Here is a 15620-nt window from a genome sequence, read left to right on the forward strand (position 1 = left end):
GGTCAGGACAGGTCGCCGATGGCGGCGTCCAGCAGCATGAAGGCCCGGCCGCCGTCCGAGGTCAGCCGGCCCAGCACCCCCGACCCGTCGCCGGCCTCGGCCCGGACCGACAGGTCCTGCGAAAAGCTCCGCACATAGGCCTCGGCGTCGGCGCGCAGATCGGGATCGGTCAGCACCCGCCGCGACACGCTGCGCACCGCGGCCGGCGCGACGCGCCGAACGATTTGGCGAGCCCGGTCGGGGTCGCCGGCGGCCACGGCCTGGGAGGCCTCCTCGACGCGGGAGCGGGGCAGCAGGGCGTTCGGATCGACCCCCATGCGCCGGATGGCGGCCGTGATCCGCTCTCCCAGGGCCTCGGTGTCGGCGGCGGGCATGACCGGCGTGTCGAGGTCCAGCGGCGCCTCGCCCGAGCCTTCGTCGACCAGATCGCTCCAGCCGAGCCGGTCCTTCTCGGGCTGGTTCTGAACCGCCGCTCCGGCCATCGGCTCCAGTTTCAGTCGCCCTCGCAGCCCGAAACCGCGGTGCTCCTCGGCCCGCTCCGGGCGGGCGCGTTGCGGCGCCTCCGGCTCCGGGGCGGGCGTGGGCGCGGCGGCGTCGCGTCGGCGGGTCGTCGGGCTGTCCCCGGACACCACGCCCATCAAGCGGACGGCCTCGGTCAGCATGTCGTAGTTGCGCCGTACCCGCTCCTGGAAGCCGGCGTCCAGCGCCTCGGTGTCGGCGGCGGCTTTCTGCGAGGCGGCGGAGAGGGCGGCCAGACCTTCCTCGACGGTGGCGCGCACGGCGTCGACCCTCTGGCGGGCCTCCTCGGGCAGGCGGGCGGCGCGTTCGTCGAGCTCGCCCATAGCCTGTTCGACCCGGGCGAGGGCCGTGTTCATGCGCTCGACGGTGGCCTCGAGCTGTTCGATGGCGTGCTGGCCGGCCTCGTCGACCAATTCGCTGGTTTCGGAAACGATGCGACGGGCGCTGTCGACGCGCGCGTCGGCGGCCTGATCGGCCTTCTGGGCGGCCTCGAACAGGGCCTCGCCCAGCCGGTCGGCCCGGGCCTGGGCCTGTTCGGCGGCGCTCTCCGCGGCGAGGCGCGAGTCCTCGGCGGTGGCCTGCAGGGCGGCCAGGGCCCGGCGGGTCTCCTCGACCAGGGCGTCGCGGGCCTCGGCCGCCAGCGCCTCGAACTTGTCCAGCGCCACCTTGGTCGCGCCGTCGAAGCCGTCGGCCTCGCGCTGGGACATCTCGACCAGGGCGCGGAACTGATCGGTGGCCGCCTCGACCAGGTCCTTGATGCTCTCGGTGGTGCGCACCGAGGTCTGGCCCAGTTCGTCCGTCACGGCCCGGGTGGCGGACAACTGCTCGGTCAACTGGGCGCGCTGGCTCTCGACCTGGGCCGAGAAATCCTCCTGATCGGTGCGCAGGGCGTAGGCGGCGGTGACCAGGGCGGCGCGCTGCTGGCCCAGCCCTTCCTCGACCGACTGGATCTGTTCGGCGACGCCCGAGCCGGCGTTCTCCAGCCGCAGGGTCTGGCGGGCCAGATCGTCGGCGGCGACGCGCGCGGCGTCCTGCGCCTCGTTGGCGGCGGCGGCCAGATCGGCGGCGCGCGCGGCCAGGGCGGCCTCGGCCTCGCGCAGCTGCGTCTGGGCCAGGTCGGAAGCATCGACCACCATCCGCGACTGGCGCTCGACCGCGTCGATGACCCCGGCGGCCTGGCTGTCCAGCTGGACGCCGAGCGTCTGCATCTGGTCGCGCTCCTGGCCGAGCTGTTCGGACAGCCGGCGCGCGGTCCGGCCCGCGGTTTCGGCCGCCTCGTTGAGCCGAACCGTCTCCTGCGCCAGCGCCTCGCGCAACAGGGTCATGTCATGGCGCGCCCGCTCGGCGGCGAGCGACGCCTGATCGATGTCGGCGCGAAGCGTCTGCAACACCTCGCCGGTCTGCTGCGCCGCCAGCGCCGTCGGCGCAATCAGCGCCTCGGACAGGCCGCGGGCCCGCCGGGTCTCGGCGGCCAGGCCGGCGCCCTGCCGCACCGCGTGGGCCAGCATGATGGCCAAGCCGGCGGGCGCGAGGGCGATCAGGGCGTAGACGGCCAGCCGCAGGGGCTCCAGCTCGGCCGCGCCCGAGCCGACCTCAAACGCCAGCCACGCCGCCACGCCGCCGATCCACAGGGCCGCCGAGATTCCGGCGAGCAGATAGGCGTGCCGTCCCGACGGCGCGGGTTCGGCTGACCGATGGGCCATGACGGGCGGGGAAGGGGGCTCGTAGGCCACCGGGGGCGCGTCCGCGGACTCCGCCAGTTCGGGCGTCGCGGCGGCCGCATCAGGCGCCTTGGCCGTCTTGGTCTCAGCGGCCGCCTGCTCGGCCTGACGGCGCTCTTCCGCCAGACGGCGCCGACGCCGCTCGGACATAGGCCTTTCGGTCTCCGCCGGGGCTTCCGGCGCCGGATCGGCGGCGGCCTCGGTCGCGGCTTCGCTCTCGGTCAGTCCGGCGGCCTCCGGCTCGGGGTCGGTCAGATTCAGCGGCGGCCGTTGGCGGGGCGACTTCATAAGGGGGCGGTCTCGTCAGGATGCGGCGGCGCGCAGCCGGGGCGCGCGATCCGTCAGGACCCTAGCGGCTCATTCGCGGCGCGCAAAGCGAGCACGGACGATTCCGGCGAGGGGTTCAGCAGTCGTGGCGGCGGCTGGTGGGGGTGATGGCGCCGGTGACCGGCGCGTCGCTGCAGTCCTGGACCCGGTGCACTTCGCGTTCGGATTTCGTGGGGGCGTCCACTTGCAGGCCAAACTGCGACAGGGCCGCTGCGGCGAGCAGGGCGATGAAGCCGATGATCATTTCGATCAGCGCCTGCATCGCCGACCTCCCCCGTCCAGAATGACGTAGACATATGCCCTGAAAACCGCGTTCGGGCAATCCGTGGCCGCGATCAGCGGCTCCATTGACGGGAAGGGCGGCGGCATGGAACGGAACACGGCGGCGCGCGTCCTGTAAAGCTTGGGGCGCACGCCGGCGTCATGCGAATCGGTCAGGCTGCACCTATGAGCTCCTCCGCGGACGATCAGAACGAGCCCTGGCTGACGCCGGGACAGAATTGCTGGCGGGTCGAAACCGCCGGCCGTCTGGCCGTGCTGATGGAGAACGAAGCCTATTTTGACGCCCTTCGCTCGGCTCTCGAAAAGGCCCGGCGCTCGGTGGTGATGCTTGGCTGGCAGTTCGATCCGCGCACCCGGCTCGACCCCGAAACCCTGCCCGACGACCACCAGGCCCAGATCGGCCACCAGCTGCGCATGATGGTCAGGGCGCGGCCCGAGCTCGATGTCCGGCTGCTGATCTGGAAATCCCCGCTGGTCATCGCCGCCTCGCAGGGCTTCTTCCCCCATCGCGCCCAGAGCTGGTTCCGCAAGCGGACGGTGGAGCTTCGACTCGACAACCTCAGCCCGCCCGGAGCCTGTCACCATCAGAAGGTGGTCATCATCGACGACGCCGTGGCCTTCTGCGGCGGCGGAGATGTCGCCACCGACCGCTGGGACTCGGTCGAACATCTCGATGGCGATCCACGCCGTTGCCAGCCGTCCGGACGGATTTCGCCGCCCCGGCACGAGGTCATGTGCGTGATGGATGGTCCCGCCGCCCGGGCCCTTGGCGACCTCGCCCGCGAGCGCTGGTTCCGATCCTCCTCCGAGCGCGTGGTCGCGGGAGAGGGGGACAGCGATCCCTGGCCCGACGGCGTCGAGCCTGACCTTCTGGACACGCCGGTCGGCATCGCCCGGACCGAGCCGGGCTGGCGGGGCCGGCGCGAGGTGCGCGAGAACGAGGCCCTGCATCTCGACGCCATTCGTCGGGCCAAGCGATTGATCTACCTCGAGAACCAGTATTTCACCTCGCCGAGGATCGCCGCCGCCCTGGCCGAACGTCTCGTCGAGCCGGACAGCCCGGAGGTCGTGCTGGTCTCCACCGGAGCCAGCCCCAGCTGGTTCGACCAGATCACCATGGACACCGCCCGCTCGGAAGTTCTGTTCCGGCTTGAGCAGGCCGATCGCAACAATCGTTTCTTCGCCTTCGCACCGCACACGCTCGAGGGCGAGCGGATCATCGTCCACGCCAAGGTGTCGATCTACGACGACGAGGTGCTTCGCGTCGGCTCGACCAATCTGAACAACCGGTCTTTCGGCTTCGACAGCGAGTGCGACATCGCTGCGGTCCCGACGACCGACGAGGGGCGGGCGGCCATTCGCCGCTTCCGCCACCGCACTATCGGACATTGGATCGGGGAGAGCGCCGACGAGTTCGCCGCCGCCGAGGCGCTGTTCGGATCGGTTGGCGAGGCCATCCAGCGCTTCGATACGGGGCGCATGCAGGCGCTCGGCGCCACGCCGCCCTCGGCCATCGAGCAGTTCATCGCCGAGTTCCAGCTGGGCGACCCGATTTCGCCTTCCGACGCCTTCCGCCCGTGGAAGCGCCGCAGCCGGTCGCAGCGCGCCCCTCAGCCCCTGATCAGGTCCTGAACTCGAAGTCGACGACCAGCGGCAGGTGATCCGACGCCGCGCGGGCGAGGGGAGAGAAGGGCGCCGTCACCCCGGTCACCGCCAGTTCCGGGCTGGTGAAGCAGTGATCGATGCGGATGGCCGGGAAGCTCGACGGAAAGGTCTTCACCGAGGGCCGCACCCCCAGTTCGCGCTGACAGTCCGACAGCCGCCGCGCCAGCGCCTGATATGGCCGTGTGATCGAGGTGGCGTTGAAATCACCGGCCAGCAGGGTGGGACCCTTGCACGATGGATGGCCGAGCCAGCCCTCGCCCAGCAGCGCCGCCGCCTGCAGCCGCTGCTCCCGCGGCACCAGCCCCAGATGGGTGTTGATGACGTTCAGGGTGACGCCGTCGAAATCGATCGCCGCCCACAGCGCGCCCCTCGGCTCCAGTCCCGGGATGCCCCGGACCGTCGGCAGCGGTCCCGACTTGATCAACCGCTCCGGGCGAAGCGTCAGGATCGCGTCCCCGTACTCTTCCGTCTCGACCGTCATGGCCGCGTGGAAGTGGAACGTCATGGCCAACCGCTCCGCGATGGCGCTGGCCTGGTCGACCATGCCGGTCCGGGCGCGCCCGACATCCAGTTCCTGCAGGCAGACGATGTCCGGCTCGTGCTCGGCGATGACGTCCGCGATCCGCCCGACATCCAGTCGGCGATCGACGCCGACGCAGCGGTGAACATTGTAGGTCAGCAGGCGGGGCATGAAGTCCTGGGAACGGCCGGAACGCTCTGTGGGGCTCGGGCTAGGCCATTTCGAGGCGGAATGCGACCCCCGGCGGCGCGTTCCGGCGGCGGCTCAGATGACCACCAGCCGGTCGGCCACCTCGTTGGGATTCGACGATCCGGGCGGGAACTGGCCCGCCAGAACCTCGCCGCACAGGCCGACGGCCGCCTCGAAGCCCCCCGCCGGATCGCCGCGTTTCAGCCCTCGGGATAGGGCCTCGGCGGCGTCGCCCCAGACGGTCTGGTCGACGCGGGCGTGGATGCCCTCGTCGGCGACGATCTCCACCTGATGATCCACGAGCGCCGCGAAAATCAGTACGCCCGTGCGCGCCTCGGTGACGTGCAGACCGTGCGCCAGGAACTGCTGGATGGCGGCCTGACGCGTCCGGGCCCGCCGGACCGCTCGGGGCGTGATCCAGCGTGTGACCGGGGGAATGCGGCTGATCAGATAGACGGCCAGAAACACCACCGCCTGGATCACTGCATAGGCGCCGAGGGCCTGGCCGGTCGACACCTCGCGCGCGGCGAGGTGGGCCGCCTCCCAACTGTCGCCGAAACCCGGGATCCATGCCGCCTCGAAGCCCAGCGGGATCAGGCTCAGCGGCAGGATCAGCGCCGCCGCCGCCGCCCAGCCCAACGACACGTCCCGATAGGACGACACCCGTCCGGCCAGCACGCAGAAGATTTCGCCCGAGGTGCGGGCTTCCGCCGCCGCGATGGCCGCCGCGATCCGGTCGTGGGCCTCGGTTGTCAGCTTGATCACCATCCGCCGGACGCGCCTCCGCCGCCGAAACCGCCCCCGCCGCCGCTGAAACCGCCGCCGCCGCCCCACGATGATCCCCCGCCTCCGCCGCGGCTGCTGCTGCGCAGGGCCTCGGCCGCCGCCCAGATCAGGATCGGGGCCACGCCCGAGCCGCGCCGGCGTCGACCGCCCCGGCCGAGGGCGCCGGCCATGCCGACGAACATCAGAAACAGGATCACCCCGATCATGATCAGCGGCCCCACCGGCACACCGGCCTTCGGCGTGTCAGCCGCCGTCGCCCGCGCTTGCGCCTCGGCCGGATCCAGCCGCAGCTGCGCCTCGATGGCCGCCACCCCCTGTTCGATGCCGCGCTCGAAATGACCGTCGCGGAACGACGGCAGGATCTCGTTGTGAATGATCAGGGCCGACAGGCCGTCGGTCAGGATCGGCTCGAGCCCGTAGCCGACCTCGATCCGCACCTTGCGCTCGTTGGGGGCCACGATCAGCAGGGCCCCGTTGTTCTCCCCGGCCTGGCCGATGCCCCACGCCCGTCCCAGCCGATAGCCGTAGTCCTCGATCTCGAGACCCTGCAGGCTGTCCAGGGTGACGACCACCAGCTGGTCCGAGGTGTCCCGCTCCAGCGCCTCCAGCCTGGCCGTGAGCCCGGCCTCCTTCTCCGGCGTCAGCAGCCGGGCCTGATCGACGACCCGGCCGGACAGGGCTGGAAACGCCACGTCCCTCGACCCCTGCGCTTCGGCGTCCGCAGCGAAGCCGGCCCAGACGACCGCCAGCAGCCCGAAAAGCAGGGCGGTCAGGCGGATCATTGAACGGGAGCGGGTTGAACTCACTGCGCCGGCGGCGCCGCGCCGGGGGTCGTCGCCGGGGCGTTCCCGCCCGGCCGCGCCGAATTCAGCGCGTCGAAGTTCACCGTCGGCGCGGTCTGCGCGGCGGTGGTCGCCTCGAACGGCTGCATCGGCTCTGACCCGCCGTGGATCGTGTTCGCCCAGATCACCGTCGGGAAAGTGCGCAGCGAGGTGTTATAGTCCCGCACCGCCTCGTTGTAGTCGATCCGCGCCACATTGATGCGGTTCTCTGTCCCCTCCAGCTGCGTCTGCAGCACGAGGAAGTTCTGGTTCGACTTCACCTCCGGATAACGTTCGACCACCAGCATCAGCCGGGACAGGGCTTCCGTCAGCTGCCCCTGCGCCGCCTGGAAGCGTTGCATGGCGCCCGGGTCGTTCAGCGTCTCCGGCGTCACCGTCACGCCCGTGGCCTGGGCCCGCGCCTCGATGACCTCGGTCAGGATCGTGCGCTCCGAGATCGCCGCGCCCTGCACGGTGGCCACGAGCTGGGGCACCAGATCGGCCCGCCGCTGATACGCCGACTGCACATCGGCCCAGCGCGCCCTGGCCGCCTCTTCCTTGGTCGGGATGGCGTTGATGCCGCAGCCGGCCACGGCCGGCGTCAGGATCGCCACGGCGGCGATAGCGGCCGCCCGGGAGCTCATGGGATTCATCGTCGTCTCCTGACAGGGTGAAAACCCGGGAAACCGACTATCGGAGGTTAGGCGTCGCCGTTCAAGCGTCCAGCGCGTCCGGCTCCACCCCGGCCGAACGGCAGGCGGCCGTATAGGTGTTGGCCAGCAGGCAGGCGATGGTCATCGGGCCGACGCCGCCCGGCACCGGCGTGATGCGCCCGGCCGCCGCCGCCGCCTCTTCGAAGGCCACGTCGCCGACCACCCGGGTCTTGCCTTGCGCGGCCTTCATCGGATCGCGCGACGGGACCCGGTTGATGCCGACGTCGATCACCGTCGCGCCGGGCTTGATCCAGTCGCCGCGGATCATCTCGGCCCGGCCCACGGCGGCCACCAGGATGTCGGCCGTGCGGCACAGGGCCGGCAGGTCGCGGGTCCGCGAATGGGCGATGGTCACGGTGCAGCTCTCGCCCAGCAGCAGCTGCGCCATCGGCTTGCCGACGATGTTGGAGCGGCCGACGATCACCGCATTCAGCCCCGACAGCTCGCCCAGCTCGGCCTTCAGCAGCATCAGGCAGCCCAGCGGCGTACACGGGACCAGCCCCGGCAGCCCCACCGCCAGCCGGCCCGCGTTGACGACATGGAAGCCGTCGACGTCCTTGTCGGGGTCGATCGCCCCCAGCACCGCCGAAGCGTCGATGTGGCCCGGCAGCGGCAGCTGGACGAGAATGCCGTGAATGCCCTTGTCGGCGTTCAGCGCGGCGATCAGCGCCAGCAGCGTCTCCTGGTCCGTCTCGTCCGGCAGCCGGTGGGTGTCCGAGCGCATCCCCGCCCGCTGCGTCGTCTCGCCCTTGTTGCGGACGTAGATCTGGCTGGCCGGGTCCTCGCCGACGATGACGACCGCCAGCCCGGGCTTGATCCGGTGCTTCGCCTCCAGCCGGGCCGAGGCGGCGGCGACGCGCTCCACCAGTCCGGCGGCGAAGGCCTTGCCGTCGATGAGGGTCGCGCGGGCGGGGTCGGCCGTCATGGTTCGGGTCCGTCGTCAGGAATGGTGCGGTGTGCGCGATTTACAGACGGGGCGGTTCGGCGTCTATGATCGAGGCCGTATTCAGGGGGACCGCATGCGCCGTCACACCATCCTCGCCGCCGCCAGCTGCCTGGCGATCGTTCTCGCTGCGGGCTCCGCCCTGGCCCAGTCGGGACAGCCGCTGGCCGTCGGGACCACGGTGCAGGGGGCCATCGAGGAGGGCGACCAGACCGACGCCGAGGACGCGTACCGCTACGACGACTACGCCGTCACGGCCCGGGCCGGGCAGCGCTTCGAGGCCATCCTCCGGTCGGGCGAGTTCGACGCCTGGCTGGAGGTCTTCCCGCCCGGAGAGTCGGCGGAGGCGCTCGGCTCGGACGACGACGGGCTCGGCGAGGGCACCGATTCCCGCCTGCGGTTCACCGCCCCCGAGGCCGGGACCTACATCCTCCGCGCCCGCCCCCTCTCGGGCTTGGAGGGCGGCGCCTATACGCTCAGCCTGACGGAGCGCCCGCCCGCGCCCCGCGCCCCGCGCCCCTCGGGCATCCGCCTCGGCCAGACCCTGAATGGCGAGCTGTCGGCCCGCGACCCGGAAACCGACGACGGCCGGCCCTACGACGCCTTCAGCTTCCGGGCCCGCCAGGGCGAGCGGTTCGCGGTGGCGCTGGACAGCGAGGCCTTCGACCCCGTGCTCCGCGTCGGCCGCAACGTCGACGGGGCCTTCGTCCAGCTGGCCGAAAACGACGACGGGCCGGATTCGGGCCTGAACTCGCGTCTGATATTCACCGCCCCCGAGACCGGCGACTATCTGATCCGGGTGACGCCGCTGGATGCGGCCGGGACCGGCGCCTACAGCCTCGGTCTCCGCGAGGGTCCGCCGCCCGCGAGCGCCGAGCCCATCGCCATCGGCGCCACCGTCGAGGGCCAGTTGACCGGGAGCGACGGCAAGAGCGAGAGCGACACCCCGGCCGACGCCTGGCGGTTCGAGGGTCGCGAGGGCCAGCGCGTCCGCATCGACATGACGTCAGACGATTTCGACACCTATCTGGAACTGTTCGACGAGAACCGCGTCAGCCTCGACGAGGACGACGACGGCGGGCCGGCGGGCACCAACTCCCGCATCACCCTGACCCTGCCGCGAACCGGCGCCTACATCGTCGAGGCGCGGGCCTTCTCCGACGGGACCGGCGCCTACAGCCTGTCGGTCACCGAGGTGCAACCCGACCGGATGCCCGAGCCGATCGCTTTCGGCACCGCGTTGCAGGGCGAAATCGGCGAGGCCGACCCGCGCGATGACGATGACCGCGGTTTTGACGCCTTCACCTTCTCCGGCGTCCAGGGCCAGCGCATCCAGGCTATCATGCGCTCCGGCGACTTCGACACCTATCTGCAGATCGGCAAGGCGGGCGGGGAGTTCTCCGCCCTCGAAGATGACGACGACGGCCTGATGGAAGGCACGGATTCGCGCCTCAACTTCATCCTGCCCGAGGACGGCGAATACGTGCTGCGCGCCCTGCCGCTGGGTTCGGACGGCGAGGGCCTCTATTCGCTGGAATTGGTCGATCGGGGGCCCCAGCCCAAGGCCGGCAGTCTGCTCATCGGCTCCACGGCCTGGGGGACGCTGTCGGAGTCCGACGCCACCACCGACAGCAACAGCCATTATGACGCCTACCGCATTACCGCGCGCGAGGACGAGAAACTGCTCATCACCATGGTCTCGAACGACGTCGACAGCTTCGTCGCCATCGGCCGGGTCAAGGCCAACGGGGATTTCGAGGTGCTCGGCAGCGATGACGATGGCCTGACCGACACCCACGCCAAGCTCGAATGGACCGCCCCGGCTGACGGAACCTACGAGATCCGCGCGGGGGCCTATCAGCACGGCCAGACCGGGGTCTACGCCCTGACGGTCGAGAAGAAGCCCTGACCCGGTCAACGGCGGAGTAGGCGTTATGGAGACGACGACCGGCCGCAAGGACCAGCATCTCGACGTCATCCTCGCCGGCAAGGCGCGCCACGGCCGTTCGTCCGGTTTCGCCGATGTCCAATTCGTGCACGAAGCCCTGCCGGACCTTGATCACGGCAAGATTGACCTCGGCGCCGACTTCCTTGGCCGGCGGCTGAAGGCGCCCCTTCTGATCAGCGCCATGACCGGCGGTCCGGCCCGGGCCGACGCCATCAACGCCCGTCTCGCCGAAGCCGCCCAGCATCTCGGCATCGCCCTGGCCGTCGGCTCGCAGCGGGCGGCGCTGCAGACGGACGACCCGACCCCCGGCCTCGACATGGCCCTGCGCCTCAAGGCCCCCGACACGCCGATCCTCGCCAACATCGGCGCCGCCCAGCTGACCCGCGGCTTTGGCGTCGACGAGGCGCGGCGGGTGCTCGACATGATCGCCGCCGACGCCCTCGTCGTTCATCTCAACCCGCTGCAGGAGGCCTGCCAGCCCGAGGGCGACCGCGACTGGTGGGGCGTCGGCGCCGCGCTGGAGGCCCTGGTCAAGACGCTGGACGCGCCGGTGGTGGTCAAGGAGACCGGCGCGGGCGTCTCGGCCACGACGGCGAAGCGGCTGGCCGACATGGGCGTGGCCGCCATCGACGTGGCCGGCGCCGGCGGCTCGAACTGGGCCATGGTCGAGGGCGAGCGGGCGGCGGATCCCGCCTGCAAGGCCCACGCCGCCGCCTTCGCGGACTGGGGCCTCCCCACCGCCCGCGCCATCGCCGAGGTCCGCGCCGCCTGCCCGAAGACCCTGATCATCGGCTCGGGCGGGATCGCCGACGGCGTCGACGCCGCGAAAGCTCTTCGCCTGGGCGCCGACATCGTCGGTCAGGCGGCCGGCGTCCTGAACGCCGCGACGGTCTCGACCGAGGCGGTGGTGGCGCATTTCCAGACCGTGATTCGCCAGTTGAGGACGGTGTGTTTCTGCACCGGCTCGGCCAATCTGACGGCGCTCAGGCGGGCCCCGTTGCAGATTGGAGGCGGTCTGGAATGACGGGTCGGTTCTGTCAGGTATCGTGGGGTGCGCGACCCGGATTCGGCCTCACAGGATTGGTGGTTCTTGGGGACGCTGCGACGTCAACTCACGGGAAGATCAGATGTATCGATTCACCGGTGCCCTTCTGGCGGGCAGCCTCCTTCTCGCCGCCGCACCCGCTGCGGCCCAGTCGGTCATCCGGCCTGGCGACAGCGTCCAGGGCTTCCTCGGCCGACTGGACCGGACGCTTGACGACGGCAGCTCCTATGACTGCTTCAACCTGCAAGCCCGCGCCGGCAATCAGATCGAAATCACCCTTCGATCGAACGAATTCGAATGCCTACCTCGCGGTCATCGAGGGGGCAGATTGTCCGGTGGGACGACCCTATGAGAGCGATGACGATAGCGCAGGCGGCACAAACGCCCGGGTGCGGATGACGCTCGGAACTGGCCCTTACTCCATCCGCGCCAACAGCCTGAGCGAAGGGGAGACGGGACGATACACTCTCGCTGTCGACCGGCTGCCGGCCGTCCAGCGCGTGCAGCCGGTCTATCTGGGACGAGCGTCCGCGCAACGGCTCGGCGAACTGACGGGTGACGATGCGATGGCGGACGACGAGTCCTACTTCGACTGCTACGCCTTCGACGTCCGGCAGGGTCAGACCGCTGGCATCGGCCTCACCTCCCAGGATTTCGACACCTATCTGTCGCTGCACGAGGGCGGGGTGTGCGATGCCGAGATTGCCTTTGACGACAATGGCTTGGGCGAGGGGACGGACGCCTACATCGAGCACACCTTCGAGAGGGGCGGGCGGTACTCGGTCCGCGCCAACAGCCTCGGTTCGGATGAGATCGGTCGCTATGGGTTCGTGATCGAGATCCGTTAGGGGCTCACGCCGACGGCAGCAGCCCCCCCGCGAACGCCCGATAGCGCCCCTCGCGCACCCCATCCGTCGCCCGGGCGATATCCGGCGCGAAATAGTGGTCGCTGCCATAGGCGGCGGCGGCCTCGCGCACGATCCCGAAGACCTTCTCCAGATCGGGCGAGGTCGTCAGCGGCCGATGGAACTCGATCCCCTGCGCCGCCGCCAGCAGTTCGATGGCCACCACCGTCGCCGTGTTCTCCGCCATGTCCAGCAGCCGCCGCGCCCCATGCGTCGCCATCGACACATGGTCCTCCTGATTGGCCGAAGTCGGCACGGTGTCGATGCTGCATGGATGGGCCACCATCCGGTTCTCGGCCACCAGCGCCGCCGCCGTCACCTGGGCGATCATGAAGCCCGAGTTCAGGCCGCTCTCCCTGACCAGAAACGCCGGCAGGTCGCTCATCTTGGGATCCACCAGGATCGACGTCCGCCGCTCCGAGATATTGCCGATCTCGCACAGGGCCATGGCGATCTGGTCCGCCGCGAACGCAACGGGTTCGGCGTGGAAGTTTCCGCCTGAGATCACGTCGCCGTCCTCGATGAAGACCAGCGGATTGTCGGTCACCGCATTGGCCTCGCGCTCCAGCGTCGCGGCGGCGTTCCTCAGCACGTCGAGCACCGCGCCCATGACCTGGGGCTGGCAGCGGAGGGAGTAGGGGTCCTGCACCTTCGAACAGTCGTGGCGATGGCTGTCGCGGATGGCGCTGCCGGCCATCAAATCCCGCAGTCGGGCCGCGACGTCGACCTGCCCCGGCTGGCCGCGCAGGGCGTGGATGCGGGCGTCGAACGGCGAATCCGACCCCTTCAGCGCATCGACCGACAGCGCCCCCGCCGCGATGCCCGCCGCGAAGGCCGCCTCGGCCGCGAACAGGCCCGCCAGCGCCAGCGCCGTCGAGCACTGCGTCCCATTGAGCAGCGCCAGCCCTTCCTTCGGCCCCAGCGTCAGCGGCTTCAGCCCGACCGTGGCCAGCGCCGCCTCGGCCGAGAGGGTCTCGCCGTTGACCCGCGCCTCGCCGACCCCGATCAGCACGCAGCTCATATGCGCCAGCGGCGCCAAGTCGCCTGAGGCCCCGACCGAGCCCTTCGACGGAATGCAGGGCAGGACCCCGCCGTTGACCATGCCGATCAGGGCTTCCAGCGTCTCGCGCCGGATGCCCGACGCCCCCTTCGACAGCGAGGCGATCTTCAGCACCATCAACAGGCGGACCACCGCATCATCCAGCAACGGCCCGACGCCGCAGGCGTGACTCAGCACCAGATTCTTCTGCAGCGTCTCCAGGTCGTCCGCGGCGATCGAGGTGTTGGCCAGCAGGCCGAAACCCGTGTTGACGCCATAGACCGTCCGCCCCTCGGCCACGATGGCGGCGACCGTGGCGGCGCCCTTGTCGACCTTGGTCCAGGCGGCGGGGGTCAGCGCGACGGTGCAAGGGCCGTCGAGGACCGCGCGCAGCTGGGCGAGGGTGAGGGCCGTAGTGCCGAGGGTGAGGGTGGTCATCGTGTGGTTCCGAAACAGAAAGCAGTCGTCATCCCGGGTTTTTCGCTGCGCGAAACCCCGGGATGACGGGGGGCAAGGTTCATTTCAGACCCGGCAGGTTCAGGCCGTTCTCGCGGGCCGCGTCCCTGGCGATATCATAGCCGGCATCGGCGTGGCGCATGACGCCGGTGGCGGGGTCATTCCAGAGCACGCGCTCCAGCCGCTTCGCCGCCTCGGGCGTGCCGTCGGCGACGATGACCACGCCCGAGTGCTGGGAATAGCCCATGCCCACGCCCCCGCCGTGATGCAGCGACACCCAGCTAGCCCCCGAGGCGGTGTTGAGCAGGGCGTTCAGCAGCGGCCAGTCGGACACGGCGTCCGACCCGTCAATCATTGATTCCGTCTCGCGATTGGGGCTGGCGACCGAGCCGGAGTCGAGATGGTCGCGGCCGATGACGATCGGGGCGCTGAGCTCGCCCGAGGCGACCATGTCGTTGAACATCAGGCCGGCGCGATGGCGGTCACCGAGACCGATCCAGCAGATCCGGGCGGGCAGACCCTGGAAGGCGATGCGTTCGGCGGCCATGTCCAGCCAGCGGTGCAGGCCGGCGTTGTCGGGGAACAGCTTTTTCATCGCCGCGTCGGTTTTGGCGATGTCGGCCGGATCGCCGGACAGGGCGGCCCAGCGGAACGGACCGATGCCGCGGCAGAACAGCGGGCGGATATAGGCCGGGACGAAGCCGGGGAAGTCGAAGGCGTTGGCGATGCCGGCGTCAAAGGCGACCTGACGGATGTTGTTGCCGTAGTCGGTGACGGGAACGCCCATCTTGCCGAAATCCAGCATGGCCTGGACATGGACGGCGCAGGACTGGGCGGCGGCGAATTCGACGGCGGCGGGATCGGAGACGCGTTTGTCCTCCCATTCCGCGACGGTCCAGCCTTGGGGCAGATAGCCGTTGACCAGGTCGTGGGCGCTGGTCTGGTCGGTGACCAGATCGGGGCGGACGCCGCGCTTGACGAGTTCAGGCAAAACATCCGCTGCATTGCCCAACAGGCCGATGGATATGGCTTTTCTGTCTGTCTTGGCCTGCTCGAGCAGCGTCAGGGCCTCGTCGAGGGTCTCGGCCATGACGTCGAGATAGCGGGTCTTGAGGCGCATCTCGATGCGGCTGCGCTGGCATTCGACGGCGAGGCAGGAGGCCCCGGCCATGGTCGCCGCCAGCGGCTGGGCCCCGCCCATGCCGCCGAGGCCGGCGGTCAGGATCCACCGGCCGGACCAGTCGCCGCCGTAGTGCTGGCGGCCGGCCTCCATGAAGGTCTCATAGGTGCCCTGAACGATGCCCTGGGTGCCGATGTAGATCCACGACCCGGCCGTCATCTGGCCGTACATCATTAGACCCTTGCGATCGAGCTCGTTGAAATGCTCCCAGGTCGCCCATTTGGGCACCAGATTGGAGTTGGCGATCAGCACGCGCGGGGCGTCGACATGGGTGCGGAAAACGCCGACCGGCTTGCCCGACTGGACCAGCAGCGTCTGGTCCGCCTCCAGCGCTCTCAGTTCGTCGACGATCCGGTCGAACGACGCCCAGTCCCGCGCCGCCTTGCCGATGCCGCCATAGACCACCAGGTCCTCGGGCCGCTCGGCGACCTCGGGATCGAGGTTGTTCATCAGCATCCGCAGCGCGGCCTCGGCCGCCCAGGTCTTGGCCGTCATCTCGGGGCCGCGGGGGGCGCGGATGACGCGGGTGTTCGGGGTCTGTTGTTGAGTCATGACGGCCTC

General features: G+C 70.3%; 14 protein-coding genes. 5 read left to right on the forward strand and 9 right to left on the reverse strand.

The window, feature by feature from the left end:
• Positions 1–2: 2 nt before the first annotated feature.
• A complete protein-coding gene (locus HNQ67_RS01045; protein WP_183251522.1) occupies positions 3–2528 on the reverse strand; it encodes a coiled-coil domain-containing protein in 2526 nt (841 codons plus the stop codon).
• Positions 2529–2643: 115 nt separating this feature from the next.
• Complete coding sequence (locus tag HNQ67_RS01050; RefSeq protein ID WP_183251524.1) at positions 2644–2829, reverse strand: hypothetical protein; 186 nt, start codon at positions 2827–2829, stop codon at positions 2644–2646.
• Positions 2830–3014: 185 nt separating this feature from the next.
• On the opposite strand from HNQ67_RS01050, the gene HNQ67_RS01055 reads away from it, so the two are divergent.
• On the forward strand, positions 3015–4481 hold the full coding sequence (locus HNQ67_RS01055; protein ID WP_246347393.1) for a phospholipase D-like domain-containing protein: 1467 nt from the start codon (positions 3015–3017) through the stop codon (positions 4479–4481).
• On the opposite strand, the gene HNQ67_RS01060 is transcribed toward HNQ67_RS01055, so the two are convergent.
• The 5 genes from HNQ67_RS01060 to folD form a co-directional block, all read right to left on the reverse strand.
• Positions 4471–5205 carry an endonuclease/exonuclease/phosphatase family protein gene (locus HNQ67_RS01060; RefSeq protein ID WP_183251527.1) on the reverse strand — a complete coding sequence of 245 codons (735 nt, stop codon included), beginning with the start codon at positions 5203–5205 and terminating at the stop codon, positions 4471–4473. The genes HNQ67_RS01055 and HNQ67_RS01060 overlap by 11 nt on opposite strands.
• A 93-nt stretch (positions 5206–5298) precedes the next feature.
• A complete protein-coding gene (locus HNQ67_RS01065; protein ID WP_183251529.1) occupies positions 5299–5991 on the reverse strand; it encodes a TPM domain-containing protein in 693 nt (230 codons plus the stop codon).
• Positions 5985–6791 (reverse strand): TPM domain-containing protein, encoded by an 807-nt coding sequence (locus tag HNQ67_RS01070; RefSeq protein ID WP_183251531.1) that lies wholly within the window; start codon positions 6789–6791, stop codon positions 5985–5987. The genes HNQ67_RS01065 and HNQ67_RS01070 overlap by 7 nt, the downstream gene beginning before the upstream one ends.
• Before the next feature lie 20 nt (positions 6792–6811).
• Positions 6812–7474 carry a LemA family protein gene (locus HNQ67_RS01075; RefSeq protein WP_425486321.1) on the reverse strand — a complete coding sequence of 221 codons (663 nt, stop codon included), beginning with the start codon at positions 7472–7474 and terminating at the stop codon, positions 6812–6814.
• A 70-nt stretch (positions 7475–7544) separates the two neighbouring features.
• Positions 7545–8468, reverse strand: a complete 924-nt coding sequence (folD, locus tag HNQ67_RS01080) for a bifunctional methylenetetrahydrofolate dehydrogenase/methenyltetrahydrofolate cyclohydrolase FolD (RefSeq protein ID WP_183251536.1) — start codon at positions 8466–8468, stop codon at positions 7545–7547.
• A gap of 94 nt (positions 8469–8562) precedes the next feature.
• On the opposite strand from folD, the gene HNQ67_RS01085 reads away from it, so the two are divergent.
• From HNQ67_RS01085 to HNQ67_RS01100, 4 genes are all read left to right on the forward strand, one after another.
• Complete coding sequence (locus HNQ67_RS01085) at positions 8563–10395, forward strand: PPC domain-containing protein (protein ID WP_183251538.1); 1833 nt, start codon at positions 8563–8565, stop codon at positions 10393–10395.
• 25 nt (positions 10396–10420) lie between these two features.
• The gene (gene fni / locus HNQ67_RS01090) at positions 10421–11458 is read left to right on the forward strand and encodes a type 2 isopentenyl-diphosphate Delta-isomerase (protein ID WP_183251541.1); all 1038 of its coding nucleotides are present in this window, start codon (positions 10421–10423) and stop codon (positions 11456–11458) included.
• A gap of 103 nt (positions 11459–11561) precedes the next feature.
• Entirely contained in the window at positions 11562–11831 is a 270-nt protein-coding gene (locus tag HNQ67_RS01095) for a hypothetical protein (RefSeq protein ID WP_183251544.1), read from the forward strand.
• Positions 11832–11874: 43 nt separating this feature from the next.
• Positions 11875–12327 (forward strand): hypothetical protein, encoded by a 453-nt coding sequence (locus HNQ67_RS01100; RefSeq protein WP_183251546.1) that lies wholly within the window; start codon positions 11875–11877, stop codon positions 12325–12327.
• A 4-nt stretch (positions 12328–12331) separates the two neighbouring features.
• Here the strand turns inward: HNQ67_RS01100 and hutH are convergent, their stop codons facing one another.
• Positions 12332–13861: a histidine ammonia-lyase gene (gene hutH, locus HNQ67_RS01105; RefSeq protein ID WP_183251548.1), complete on the reverse strand. Its 1530-nt coding sequence runs from the start codon at positions 13859–13861 to the stop codon at positions 12332–12334.
• A gap of 79 nt (positions 13862–13940) precedes the next feature.
• Positions 13941–15611 carry a urocanate hydratase gene (gene hutU, locus HNQ67_RS01110; protein WP_183251550.1) on the reverse strand — a complete coding sequence of 557 codons (1671 nt, stop codon included), beginning with the start codon at positions 15609–15611 and terminating at the stop codon, positions 13941–13943.
• Positions 15612–15620: the final 9 nt, after the last annotated feature.

This window comes from Brevundimonas basaltis, assembly GCF_014202075.1.
GTDB classification, from domain to species: domain Bacteria; phylum Pseudomonadota; class Alphaproteobacteria; order Caulobacterales; family Caulobacteraceae; genus Brevundimonas; species Brevundimonas basaltis.